Below are 13,357 nucleotides of genomic sequence, written 5' to 3'. Positions count from 1 at the left end.
AGTTAGAGAGTTTCTTTCTCCTCGCACAAAACTAAACTTAGTAAAGGGAACTAAGTGCTCCAAAAACTAGTAAAACTAACGCAAATGCAGTAGGGTAGCATTATTTTTTAGTAAATAATACGTCTCCTTTTATAGCTACCTCGTCCCAAGTTTTGCTTACGCCATCTTTACCAGTATGCAATGCTTCACAAACTTTGTTTAAAGATGCTACGGCATCAGATGCATTCCAGTTTTTTAAATCCATTATTCCTGAAAACGTATAGCTTGTATCAGAATTCATGGTAGTTTCTAATGGAATTGAGCTAGTTTCTCCGTTCATTTCAATTTCTAATGAACATGCATCACCATCAACCTTAAAAGTACCAGAAATTAGTTCCGTATTTTTCATTGCACCAAAAAAGAATTCTGTAATTTTTGGATCTCTTGTTCCGGTAGGGTCATTTGTAAATAAGCTGCTTACTGGAATTCCAAATTCTAAACCATTCAAAGCTTCTAAAGCAGTAGCTGCAGGAGTAGCATTTTTGATGTTAATAGCTTTAAAAGTTCCTCCAACAGGAAGTTTATCCGTGGTTTTATAAGCCGTAAAGCTAACTTTGGTAGAATCACTTACTAAAGAATACATTTCCTTTGTTGTTGTAACTTCTTTTTCTTCAGACGTGTTGTCTTTTTTTGTTTCCTTGCAGCTATAAGAGAAAATAGCTATTGCAAACGATACTATTAAAAGTGTTTTTTTCATTACTATATAATTTTAATTTGATAGGATAAAATTACGCTTATTTTGGGGCGTATTCTAATTCAAACCCCACAGATTTCTGAATGATTTGTTATTTTTTCTTTCTTAAATCAGGACTGTAAAATACGCCTACTTGTATGCGGTCATAATTGGCGCCAGAAAAATGATTTTTCAAATAACCCGCTTGTACTGCTAAGTTCTCTGTTACGTTAACGCCTAATGCTCCATATAGTCTATTTTGACCAAAGGCATCATCTTGTAAATTGATAAAGACTTCATCGTAAACATTCAAAAAGAAAATATCAGTTAGGGGCAGGGTCACTTGTAATCGATATCGTGCTCTATGTTGCGTATCTGTTTCTCCTGAATTTTCTAAAAAGCGTTGTTCTAATCTATAGCGGTGTTCAAAAAGAAATTCGCCTACTTTATTCTTTAAAATAAATTGTTCAAAAACACGATGTTCTTTGCTATTTTCTTCATTGGGAAGCTCATCAAAAGAACCATCTGTAGTAATATAACCATAGCCCAGCGTCGCTATAGCATCAGGGTTGATGTGGTAATTTAATCCGGTACGCAGTAATAGTTGATTAAAGTTACTCGTAGTTTCATAATATCTAAACTGTGCTTCGGTGTGGATACTCAATTTATCGCTTACCTTGTTGGTTCCAAAATACATATACCATGCCCCCCAATTGTCTTCCCCTGTTTCTTGGGCATTGATAGCTGTTGTGGTAATTAAAATCGAAATAATACATAGAATTCTTCTCATAGTAAAAATGGTCAGGTTGAGTTTGGTCGAAACCTGACCGATCTGTTTTAAATCCTCTCGATAGTACTCAAGGAAAAATATTAATTAATAGTAAGTTCTTTAATCGCTTTAAATGGAGAGTTTTTTACTTGCTCCATCTTTGTTTTATAGCTTTTCCAATCGTTATTGAAAAATGTATTCGTCTTTTCTAAGGCCGATAGTAAATCTTCTTTTGCAAAAGCCATCAAATTAGTTTCTGTGGTCGTAATCCCCGTTTTTCTGCTTCCAACATAGCCTCTTGCATTACCGATTCGTTCCATCACCGTCATTTCAGGATTTCGGGTAATACCTTGTCGTTTGTCTTCTTTTCCGATATACAACGCCATTACCTCCTCTATTTTCTTGATGATTTCTTTAGATGCTTTAAGTTCTGCTTCGTATGTATCTTTGTCCAATTCTTTTAATTCTTTCTGATATTTACTAGCGGTATTTTTACTTTCTACCAATTGTTTAACAGCATCTGCAGCCGTTTGCATAAAGGACTCTATAGTTTTAGAGTGGGTATATACTTCCTTAATAGATGCTGTAGAAGTTTCTATTCTAGGGTCAGATTTTACTTCAATCGTAGTTTCATTAGTTACTGTACCAAAAGACATTTTAATTGTATAGGAGCCAGGGGTAACATCAGTACCACCAGCTTCGTTTTTACGCTTGCTAATTTTTCTAGAAGGTCTGTCCGGACCTTTTTCATCCATGCTCCAATAGATACGGTGGAACCCTGCTTTTTCTGGTGTTTTATATTTTAAGGTTCTAATTAATCGGGTACCGTCATAAATATCAAACTGTACAGAATCTTTCTTTTGTACTCCTGTAAGTTCTTCTTTCTTTTCAGCAGAATCTTCAGAATTTTCATCGTCCTCTTTGTCGACATCATCAACATCATCATCTTCACCTTTAATCTCTTTTTTTTCAGCGGCTTTTTTCTTTCCTTCTTTTAGATAGTAGGTAATCATAGCCCCAGATTTTCTGTTTTCACCGTTAAACATTGCATCAGCTCCAAATCTGCTACCACTAGCTTGTTGGTATGCTGCTTGGTATGCTGTGGGTGGCGTAAATAATTGCGCGTCTTTCTGGAGTAGCGTAGCATCTGCTGCTAAGGCTCTTAAAGGGCGAATATCATCTAATACCCATGCGGCACGACCAAAGGTACCAATCACCAAATCATGTTCTCTTGGGTGTATCACTAAATCTTTTGTAGAAACCGTAGGGAAACCTTCCGTCCATTTTTGCCATTTTGACCCTGCATTTAAGGAAATATAAAGACCATCATCGGTTCCTAAAAATAGTAGGTTAGGGTTTATGATGTCTTCTACAATAGAAAGCGTATAGCTTTGAGCATCGGTAGCATCTACAATACGTTCCCATGTTTTTCCGTAGTTTTTAGTGCGATAAGCATAAGGAGTGTAGTTGAACCTGCGGTAATCATTCGCTATTAAGAGTGCTTCTCCTTTATTTTTGTTCGATGCTTTTATTTGGGGAATCCAACTTCCTTTTGGTAAGCCTTTTATATTGGCAGTAACATCGGTCCAAGAAGAACCTCCGTTTTGAGTAATATGCACCCGACCATCATCAGTTCCAATCCATAACATATCTTTTTCAAGCGGGGATGGTTCAATAACTAAAATGGTACAGTGGTTTTCTGCCCCCGTGGCATCCATCGTTAATCCGCCACTCTCATCTTGTTTTTGTTTCTCAGGATCGTTGGTGGTTAAGTCCGCTGAAATAACACTCCAGGTTAAGCCTTTGTCGGTGCTTTTATGTACAAACTGACTTCCAAAATAGACCGTACTGGTATCAAAAGGGTCCTGACCAATAGCAGAATTCCAATTAAAACGTAACTCGGTTTTAGCCTCTGGAGGAGTAGGACGAACGATGTAATTGTTGCCTGTTTCATGATCATAGCGCGATACATAACCTTGCTGACTCATTGCATAACCAAAGCGAGAATCTTCTAAATCTGGTACCACATCAAAACCATCGCCAAAAGCAATCTCTTGCCAGTAGCTGTTACGGATACCTTGTGCTTTCCATACATAAGCAGGACCTCTCCAAGAGCCATTGTCTTGCATTCCTCCATATACGTTGTACGGATATTCATTATCTGTATTGATATGGTAGAATTGTGCTACAGGAATATTCCCTACAAAACGCCATGATTTTCCACCATCTTTGGTAATGTTCATTCCGCCATCATTACCATCCATCATAAATTGTCCGTTTTTAGGATGAATCCACCAGGCATGATGATCAGGGTGAACGCCATTATCTGCACCATAAGCAGGCATTAACTGTGTAAAGCTTTTTCCTCCATCTTCAGATACATTGATATACGTAAATACAGAATAGATTCTGTTTTCATTTTGAGGGTCTACATAAATTTCAGAGTAGTAAAATGGGCGGTTGCCAATATCTTCTTTATCGTTTATTTTTTTCCATTTGAAACCACCATCTTCAGATTTGTAGAGGGCGTTCTTTTTTGATTCGATTAGGGCATACACAATATTTGGCTTACCGGGTGCAATAGCCACTCCAATTCTTCCAAGTTCGCCAGCAGGTAAACCATCTTCTTCGGCTAATTTTTTCCAGTTTTTACCACCATCATGAGTCATATACAAACCACTGCCTTCACCACCAGATTTAAAAAACCAAGGATCTCTTTTGTGTTCCCACATGGCAGCAATTAATTTATTTGGGTTGGTAGGATCCATCACCAAATCTGCAATACCAGATTTGTTATTGGTAAATAATATTTTGGACCACGTAATTCCGCCATCGGTAGTTTTAAAAACACCACGTTCTGGGTGTTCTCCCCAAGGAGAACCAATAGCACCTACATAAACGATATTAGGGTTGGTAGGATCTATTACAATTCTGTGAATATGTCTAGTTTTTTCTAGCCCCATAGATTTCCAGCTTTTTCCGCCATCTAGAGATTTAAAAATACCGTAGCCACCATTTAAGCTATTTCTAGGATTACCTTCTCCGGTACCCGCCCATAAAACGGATGGATTACTTTGTTGAATAGCAACGGCACCAACAGACGCGGTCACCTCTTTATCAAAAATAGGTTCCCATTTGATGCCTCCAGAAGTAGATTTCCAGAGACCGCCAGAAGCAGTACCTACATACATAATCTCAGGATTAGCGTGTACCGCATCAATAGACGTAACACGCCCACTCATGCCTCCAGGTCCTATATTTCTTGGTTTTAGATCTTGAATCAGATCCATGGTAAAATCTTGTGCGAAAGTTGAAAATGACGCGAATAGCATCATCAGAAAAAGTAGTTTTTTCATCTGTAGTAGTTTTGGTTTAATTAGTCGGTTTAAATATACCAAAAGCAAAAAGAAGAGTTCTTAAAAAGGTGTTAAGGGAATGGTATTATTTCTTGATGAAAATTCCGAATAATTCATTCCCTTGTCTCGGTGGAATGGAATTGTAGCAGGGTTCAAAAGTTTTTGACGTAAAATAAGGGTTTAAGTAATTTAGGTATGAAGTCTTGTCACCACCAAAGGGTCTTTTTTCTAAATCGTCAGTTAAAGGGATCGAAAACCAGAGTCCGACTAACTTTCCTTTTTCTTTTAAAAGAGCCGCCATTTGTTTGGCATATGCAGCGCGGTTTTCGACTGTAGGTACAAAAGAACAGAAAAAGGTTTGCTCTATAATAAGATCAAATTGCCCCTCCAATTCAAAAAAATTAGCATGGTGTACATGCGTATCTGGAAAAGTCGGATTCCTTTTTTTAAATTCTTGCAAGGGAATTTCGGATATGTCTAGGATATGAACATTTGTAAAGCCTTTTTTAAGCAGATACTCTGCTTCATATCCATTACCTGCGCCAGGAATTAAGAGCTTAATGCTTTTATCTTCAAGTTGGTCAATATAGGTTTTAATAGGTGTAGCGGGATAGCCAATATCCCAACCCGTGCTATGTTCTTTGTAACGTGTAGTCCAGTATGATTCTTCTTGATTGTGCATAGTAGTTACCGATTTACAAACCTTCTAATCCCTATAAAAATAAGAATAAAAAAAGAGAAGCCTATAAAGAACGGAACGATATAATGTTTCAAGCCAAACACTAGCATTAAAGCAATGAGCAGCAATTGAAAGCCGAGACCAAAAGTAGAAACAGCCGTCATTAACCAATTAGGGAGTTTGCTACTTTTAACGGCATCTTTATCCATCCTGTAAATAATCTTATCAAAAGTACCATACAGCATCTTATACATGAAAAATAAGATGTTTACATTTTTTTGTTTTTCACCTGCTAGAGCTATAGGAGTGCTGTCTTCAAAAATACGACTTGTGGTATCACCGTTGTGTTTATTTCTTAAGATTACATAATAGTAATTGTATAAAGTTCCTTGGAGCTGAATCCCTATAAATGCTAAAAAAGCATAGCCTAGTGACCCATCTGTTACGTACCAGATGGTACCCATTAATAAAAGATTCAATAGAATGTCTGAAACAGAATCAAGATAGCGACCCGTATAGGAGGGTGTTTTTTTTATACGCGCCAGTTCGCCGTCTGCAGCATCTAGTATAGATTTTAGAATTAAGAAAAACGCGGTAGCCCAATAATATTGATGAAAAATACATACAATAGCTATAAGTCCAGAGAAGACAAAAGCAATGGTTACATGAATGGGCGTAAAGGATGTTTTTTTTAAAGATTGAGCAATGATTCTAGCACATGGTCTTCCATAATCAGACAAGTCTAAAAACTGATTCTTCTGAGGTAATTTTGACATTTAAAGAGTCGCACTTGAGAAGAAAAACCAATAACGGAAACACGCTTGCTTAGTCCACTTCTCAAAGCGGTTGCCGCAAAAGTAACATTAATTTAACATTTTCTAAAAGTTTCCTCGCGTTTTAATCCCCATTCTACCGCCTAGCCATGCCATTGGAATGTAGGCTCCCAAAATATCTAGAATGGTAAACCAAGTAGGAGAAGGGAGCATATAGGTATTTGCAACTCCGCCAATCAAGAAAAAAACACCAATTATCAATGCAGTCTCTATGCGGTAGGTTACCGCTATTTTAGCGGTAACCAAAGCACCCACTAAGGTTCCTAGCGCATGGGCTAAGAAAGGCATTATAAAATGTTTGGGAGTAAACAAATGCATGGAAGCTTTTAAGCCTTCCATGGTGGTTACATCTACATCGGTTGGTGGGGGAATAATAAAACCGCTACTCATAATAATTCCCATATTTACCATACTACCGATGAGTATTCCGGCAGCTACGGCTAGAATATTCCTTAAGGTCGGATTCATACAAATGGTTTTTTGGTTATTCTTTTTATAAGATACTGATTTTTTTATTAAACAGGAAGAGAACAGTCCTACCATCCTCCGCAGCAGTTTTATTTTTTAGAGATGTCCGTTAATGCTCCGCAGGTTTACTAGTTATTCTACACGCAAATTATCAAGAGTTAAACTTAATAAGCTGGCTAATTCACCTTCTATGGTTTCACCATCAGCATTCATAGGAATATTTTTGCTAGGCGTCTGTACTGTAATGCCCGTAGCACTAATTTGATACCTTGTATTCTTACGGGTAAATGTTAAGGTGTTTTCATCTTTATGGTAAATAAAATCCTCGTCGTAGAAAAGTTCTACTTTATCTTCTTTGTCGGTGAATACATAGTATAACTGATTTGAGAAGGCATGAACCAAATTCATTTTTTTGCTGTTTTTAAACTGAAAAGAAAAGATGGTTTGTATATCAAACCCACTGTCTGGTAAAGTGCTATACTTGGTTTCTATCATTTGATTATTTACCCGTTCTTTTTCGACATAATCTAATAGAATTCCATTTGGATTCATAGATTCTTCGCTAATTTTAATGGCAATAGGGATATTATTTTGGACTTTAAATTCAGAAAATTGATGCCAGCAACAACCACTTTTGGTCATGGTATGTATGGTTTTAGTTTTCTCCGCTATTTGAAACATACCACAATATTCATAAGACAGCCTAGTAAATTCAGGACTGTAAACAAAAGCCTGATGCTCTTGCAGGTAAATTTGATAGGAAGGCCCACCGTAGCAACTATTACGGCCGTCCATATAGGCGATATCTTTTAGCCCATCAAAATTAAAATCTTGAAAAATCAGAAAGTTTTGGCGGTCATAAGGCAAAGTGGTCGAGGTAGTTTTTTCTTTGGTAGTAAGGTCGGTTTCAATAATGAGTTCATCACTTTCTATAAATAACATTTGTTTGTCAGTAGTGGTATTAACAATAGAAAAGCTTCCTTTTTTAAATTCATGATTTTCAAACCCTTGTTCAATTTCTATTTGTGCATTATAGTGGGTAGAAAAATCTAAAATGGTATAGGTGGTTTGTGCCGATATTAAGAATGGAGTACTAACAAAAAATAAAATAAAAAGTTTCTTCATGTTTACGCTAGACGTTAGGACATATCTTGCTGTAATTAAAACAAGAATTCATGCTTACTTAGGATTATATAAAAAAGGCTATTTTAATTTTAGGATACTAATTTTTCCTGCCGCATACAATGCGGACAAGGAAGTTTTTTCACCTTCAAAAACAGGTAATGAACCGTCAAAACTTACTCCTTTTTCGGTAATAAATCTATAGTTATCACGGTCTTGAAGTATCCCTAGATTAGCTATCGTTAAAGGTACCTTTTCAACATAACAAATAGCATTTAGTTTATCTGCTTCTTGTAAGGTAATAGGGTTTTCTAAATAAGAAAAAAACAATTTTGTACCACCACCAGGTTTGCCGAACCAAGGCATTGCTTGCCCCGATTTTATTTTTATGCCTTCCGGGATTTGGCTGATGGTAAATACCTGTTTTTCGAAATTATCAAATTCATCCGGAAGTGATTTCCGTTCAAAAGGTTCATTGTCATACCAAAAATAAACGGCTTGATTCTGCCAAGAAGGATCATGTTTGTCTTCTACCGCTTCTGGGTTGTGGTAATGCATCAGAAGATCACCACCTAGATTAAAGGTGAGGATGGACTCATTAATCAACCAATCAAATTTTTCAGCATCAAATTCCATAGTATTCTTTCAAGGTTTTAAGTGCGTAACTACGCTGTATTAATGATAAATTCACCTACTTAAAAGCTGTTTGTGCTATAAAAATAGAAAAAAGTTCGAGATATGATCAACTACCCGAAAAATAGTTTCACCTAAATTCCCGGTGTATTCTAGTCGTTTTCCTGCCTTATTAGCTTTAGCTATTCATGAGTTCTATTAGAGCTTTATCTACATGACGCGTACAGGCAATTTTAATTCTCTTTTCTTCTTTTTCTAAGGCACTTGCAGAAATTTTAGCAGCATAGTCTTGATTAGAGACTTTTTTTATCAGTTTATTATTTTTGAAATAGAAGTGATTTTCTATAGTAGGTAAGGTTTCATCTTTAGGAGATTCTTTTTCTATGACCAGTATGGTTTCCATAGTTTCACTCATGTATATTTCAAAATGGTTTTTTGTAGTTTCATCTTCTTTTTCTACTGCAATCATTATCGGGATGCTTTCAGCAGAATTATAGACGGTTAAATGCTCATTACCATTCGTTACGTTGAGTTTAAAACCAGGATGCTCTTCCCAAAAAGAATAATCTATTTTTTCGTAGGTTTCTATAATAGCTTTGATTTCTGGAGAAGCTTCGCTTCTGTAGGTAAAATTGTTTTGGGGTTCAGGAATTTCAAGTGTGGCTAGTTTTTTTAGTGCCTTATCTTTTTTGTTTAGTTCTTCCTGTACAGATTTTAGGGGAGTGTTTTGTTTTTGTGGTTGTTCATTGCATGAAAATGCTAAGGCAAGGCATGAAATTAGTAGGGTTTTTTTAAGCATGTGTAAATCAATTTGGGTTGTGGTTCTTAGTGTATGATTTCTAGGTTGGTGTTTTCTTTTAAGGTTTCAGTTTTAGCAGTAGAAATAGGGTTATTACTCAAAATAATCATAGTTAAACTATTCATTTTTGAGAGTTGCGTGAGATCTATTTCGGTAATGTTATTGTAGGTTAAGTCTATCCGTTTTAGATTTTTCATCTTCCAAACAATTTCAGGAATTTGGTTGAGGTAATTGTTACTAAAATCTGCCGAAACATAGTCTTGTAATTTTTCTTCTCCAGTAGCGCTCAGAGTTGTTTCTAATTGTTTTAAGGTACTCGTAGTACTGGAGGTCATGGTATAGTCTTCTGTACTAAGCGTTTTAGAAACTAAAGTAAATTGGTCTGTTTTGTTATTGTATTCGTTTCCTAGGTTGGGTTTTACATAAAAATGAAACAAAATGAAGCCCCCGAAAATAATAAGTCCAATTCCTAAAAAGCCATAAAAAATTCTAGCACCAGCTACGCCTAATACATTTTGAATAATTCTGTGTTTTAGTTGGCGATGGGCATACTTTTTATGTTTGTTTTTAATGGAGGCATAAATCGTGTAAATACCGGCCAAGAGGGCAATTAGCGCGAGTAGTAGTATAACGGTTTTAGGTTCCATAAATATAGTTTTAATACCCTAGCATCAAATGATAAGGCACTAGTTGGTGCAACAACTAGGAAGCTTCTAATTGATGCACTATAATTTTAACGCAAAACTTAGGATAAAATTCTAAACAAAATATTATTTAATAAGGGTGTCTATTGGGAATAATTTTTTGAAGCGTTCTGGAAAATCATCTCTTAGGATTATTTCTTTTTTCGTAAACGGATGAACAAACTGCAAGGAATAGGCGTGTAAGTACATGCCTTTACCATTTAAAATTAAGGAAGCTGTGCCATACTCTTTATCTCCTAAGATTGGATTTCCTATGCTAGAGAGGTGTTTGCGTAATTGATGCCTTCGTCCTGTTTTAGGATCTAACTGTACTAAATTAAGGGTGCCAAAGCGTTTTGAAGGTGCTGATGTTATTACGGTGTACATAGAGTACGATGGTTTATCATCTATTGTAGTACTTATTTCTCCTTCCACATCCATTGTTCCAATGGTTACCGCATAATAAGTTTTAGCTACTTTTTTATCCTCAAACATTTTGTTTAAAGCACGGATACTACTACTTGTTTTTCCGGCTAATAAGATGCCTGTGGTGGCATAATCTAAACGGTGCACTGGTTGCGGCTTTGTAGCATCAGGAAGGGTACTAGGACTAAGGTTTTGTGTTAGTGCATTCGCAATCGTTTTAAAGCTATTACCGCTTACTAAAATACCTCCAGGTTTGTGTATGATGGCCAAATAATCATCTTCAAATAACACCTTTAACGGAAAAATTAATGTTTTACTAGCCGTAGTTTCTTCAGGAATGTATAAGGATATGCGCTCACCGCCCTGAATGAAGGTAGCGGTAGTTGCTGCGATACCATTAATAGTAATGTACCTTTTTTTAATCGCTTTTTTTAAGGCAGATTTAGTCAAGGCCGCACTAAATAGTCCCACACCATATTCTTGAAACCGAATAGGAGTAGTGCGTTGAGGGACGGTATGCGTTTCTGTTGGTTTGATAATTTAATTAAGCGTTAGATTCATTTACGTTTTAGACATAATTTCTAATGCTATTTACACAGCAAATAGCAAATATAAGATGTGCAAAAGTATCGTTTTTAATATCAATTTCTGTTGTTCTAATTCTTCCGATAAAATTGGAATTGCAAGATAGCATTACTCCGAAACCATTAGCGCTTAAATTCACTTTGAGATTCTAGTGCTCATAGTATGATTTATTGGTGGTAGCTATATGTTTTATGGGATTAATAAATTTCCAATGTTGCTTTTTTTGGAGATTGATACTATCAAAATCAAAATTCTTGTTACCTTTTAAAGTAATTTCTTGCTGTTGGATAAAGAGGGTGAATACCTTATTCTTTATATGTTCTCTTGTAACTTCTAAATAAGCGATTATTTCATTTTCTTTATGGATAATTTCAATACGCTTTATTGTTTTAAAAAAGATGCTTCTATACTTTATCTTCAGCTCAAAAGGAGCTAACTCTTTTAAATTAATAAAATTAGATATGACGGTTTCTAAGAAATTAATAGATTATTCAATGGTTTGCAGCATTTAATTAAAGTACCTCAGACCTTTAAACTACATTAAGCTTAGTTTAAGAATTAGGTCCGTCAATAGAAGAATAGGCGTCAGTAGTCACAAACTCATTGGCCACATTTTCATGCAATTCTTTTAAAAAGGTATACGTAAATTCCATATTTCCTTCTTTATGACGTCTTGCCCAAAAACAATAGACTTCAATAAGTCTTGAATCTTGGTTAGATCTAGTGTTTTCATAATACGTAGTGTAATTTTCGTCACTTAAAACAGCTCTAATTTCATCAGAAGTTTTTGCTGAAATTGCATTTTTAAAGGCTTTGTTACCTTCTTCATAATCATTAGTAGCATTCGTGGCTATTTTATGAATAGTAGCTAGAAATTCTTTGTCATTTTCTACATCCTCATAAGACAGCAGTAGAGCTTTTACGCCTGCATACGCACCAGAGGCTTTGTATAGGTCGTTTTCTTTTAATAAAGAATATGTCATTTCTTTAAGTTCCGGAGTACATAGTTTTTCTAGTGCAGCCGGACTTCTATCTATTTTTGAAACCATATGGATCACAAAACTAGATTCCGAATTAAATATATCTAGAACATCATCAGAGCTAGGGTAAAGTACAGAACTATTTTCAATACCTCTGAATACATCATATTCTTTTAGGTTAAAATCATCAAAAAAGTATCGCAGTAATTTTTTATTGTTCAATGAAAACCATGAGGTACCTTCTAGTAGAAATAAGAGCTTATCTTTATCTAAATAATAATTTTCTCTTTCGTTTTTAAAATAATCTTGAAACCCAATCAAGCCCTGATTAAAATTCTGTAGCGAGTCTATTAAGATTTTTTGGTTTTTGGCTTCTTGTTTTAGTTGGCTAATTTCAGCTTTGGTTGCTTTTGACTGGCAGGATAGTAGGCATAAAATAAATAGTGCTACACTTATCTTTTTAATCATTTGGGGAGATTTAGTAGGGTTGTGTGGTTCTTAATACAATGGTATGGTATATGTAACGCCGTGTAGAAAAAAATAGTATATTTTTGAGTTTTACTGCTTAAAAAAAGATATTGGGGTTTTCCTTTTTTAAAATGTACATGTCTCTATTTTTTTTGTTCAATTCAAAATACTTATTTTCAAATTCCATAATTAAAAGCATAGGCTTATTCGTATGTCTTGCTTTAAATACGTCTAATAAATACCGTAATTCCCTAAAATTTAATGAGGCTCCGCTTAAGATGATTTTATGTGTAGTGTGCACTGTAACAATTTGCAAAATTGGCGGTTCATCGTTATTTTCAATTTTAATTTCTGTTCTAATAATTTTTGACCAATCAACTGAAATTATTTTTCTTTTTTCAGTTATCATGATTCCTTGTTTTGAGATTTTTATGAAAGATTTTTTGTTTCTAAATATTCCATTATTTAGCGCATGTACGATGAGTAGTGTGAAAATTAGTGCACTAAAGCCTATATAGTATATAGAATAGAATGAGAAAGAAGTTTCATAAATGAATTGCGAATATAAAATGAAAATTAATACGTAGAAATATGGATTTAAAAAGCGTTTATATTTTTGAATAATAACGGTATTTGGAGCTAGTGATGATTTAGATAAACTATTCTTTCTATTAAATGAATTTTTGAAACTCTCATGATTACTTTTACTACCATTCTCAAAAGTAGAAATATATTTAAAAGGCTTATTTGGTTTTTTAAGCTTCAATGTTGTGAAATTTGTTTGTTAAAGAAAGGTACAGATAAAACAGTGTATAGTTTTTTTCGATGCTTAATATATGCCCAG

13 protein-coding genes are annotated in these 13,357 nt (G+C 35.0%); all 13 read right to left on the bottom strand.

Going from position 1 to position 13,357, the window contains the following annotated elements; all coding sequences use genetic code 11:
- Positions 1 to 100: 100 nt before the first annotated feature.
- The 13 genes from CELAL_RS00915 to CELAL_RS00855 all read right to left on the bottom strand — a co-directional run bounded on the left by CELAL_RS00915 (position 101) and on the right by CELAL_RS00855 (position 13,279).
- Positions 101 to 736: a hypothetical protein gene (locus CELAL_RS00915; RefSeq protein ID WP_013549031.1), complete on the bottom strand. Its 636-nt coding sequence runs from the start codon at positions 734 to 736 to the stop codon at positions 101 to 103.
- An 88-nt stretch (positions 737 to 824) separates the two neighbouring features.
- Positions 825 to 1,502 carry a DUF2490 domain-containing protein gene (locus tag CELAL_RS00910; protein ID WP_013549030.1) on the bottom strand — a complete coding sequence of 226 codons (678 nt, stop codon included), beginning with the start codon at positions 1,500 to 1,502 and terminating at the stop codon, positions 825 to 827.
- 80 nt (positions 1,503 to 1,582) lie between these two features.
- Positions 1,583 to 4,837: a WD40/YVTN/BNR-like repeat-containing protein gene (locus CELAL_RS00905; RefSeq protein ID WP_041557389.1), complete on the bottom strand. Its 3,255-nt coding sequence runs from the start codon at positions 4,835 to 4,837 to the stop codon at positions 1,583 to 1,585.
- An 85-nt stretch (positions 4,838 to 4,922) separates the two neighbouring features.
- Complete coding sequence (locus CELAL_RS00900; RefSeq protein WP_013549028.1) at positions 4,923 to 5,519, bottom strand: methyltransferase; 597 nt, start codon at positions 5,517 to 5,519, stop codon at positions 4,923 to 4,925.
- Between the two features lie 5 nt (positions 5,520 to 5,524).
- A complete protein-coding gene (locus tag CELAL_RS00895; protein WP_013549027.1) occupies positions 5,525 to 6,292 on the bottom strand; it encodes a CDP-alcohol phosphatidyltransferase family protein in 768 nt (255 codons plus the stop codon).
- Positions 6,293 to 6,394: 102 nt separating this feature from the next.
- The gene (locus tag CELAL_RS00890) at positions 6,395 to 6,817 is read right to left on the bottom strand and encodes a hypothetical protein (protein ID WP_013549026.1); all 423 of its coding nucleotides are present in this window, start codon (positions 6,815 to 6,817) and stop codon (positions 6,395 to 6,397) included.
- A gap of 132 nt (positions 6,818 to 6,949) precedes the next feature.
- Positions 6,950 to 7,942, bottom strand: a complete 993-nt coding sequence (locus tag CELAL_RS00885; protein WP_013549025.1) for an XAC2610-related protein — start codon at positions 7,940 to 7,942, stop codon at positions 6,950 to 6,952.
- 78 nt (positions 7,943 to 8,020) lie between these two features.
- Positions 8,021 to 8,575, bottom strand: a complete 555-nt coding sequence (locus tag CELAL_RS00880) for a glycohydrolase toxin TNT-related protein (protein ID WP_013549024.1) — start codon at positions 8,573 to 8,575, stop codon at positions 8,021 to 8,023.
- Between the two features lie 175 nt (positions 8,576 to 8,750).
- Positions 8,751 to 9,371 carry a hypothetical protein gene (locus tag CELAL_RS00875; protein ID WP_013549023.1) on the bottom strand — a complete coding sequence of 207 codons (621 nt, stop codon included), beginning with the start codon at positions 9,369 to 9,371 and terminating at the stop codon, positions 8,751 to 8,753.
- Between the two features lie 26 nt (positions 9,372 to 9,397).
- A complete protein-coding gene (locus CELAL_RS21285; RefSeq protein ID WP_013549022.1) occupies positions 9,398 to 10,018 on the bottom strand; it encodes a leucine-rich repeat domain-containing protein in 621 nt (206 codons plus the stop codon).
- A gap of 123 nt (positions 10,019 to 10,141) precedes the next feature.
- Entirely contained in the window at positions 10,142 to 10,951 is an 810-nt protein-coding gene (locus tag CELAL_RS00865; protein WP_013549021.1) for an RluA family pseudouridine synthase, read from the bottom strand.
- Positions 10,952 to 11,616: 665 nt separating this feature from the next.
- A complete protein-coding gene (locus tag CELAL_RS00860) occupies positions 11,617 to 12,513 on the bottom strand; it encodes a hypothetical protein (RefSeq protein ID WP_013549020.1) in 897 nt (298 codons plus the stop codon).
- A gap of 97 nt (positions 12,514 to 12,610) precedes the next feature.
- The gene (locus CELAL_RS00855) at positions 12,611 to 13,279 is read right to left on the bottom strand and encodes a hypothetical protein (protein WP_013549019.1); all 669 of its coding nucleotides are present in this window, start codon (positions 13,277 to 13,279) and stop codon (positions 12,611 to 12,613) included.
- Positions 13,280 to 13,357: the final 78 nt, after the last annotated feature.

The organism is Cellulophaga algicola DSM 14237 (genome assembly GCF_000186265.1).
In the GTDB taxonomy this organism is placed as follows: Bacteria; Bacteroidota; Bacteroidia; order Flavobacteriales; family Flavobacteriaceae; genus Cellulophaga; species Cellulophaga algicola.
This window is presented reverse-complemented; position numbering and strand designations above follow the sequence as displayed.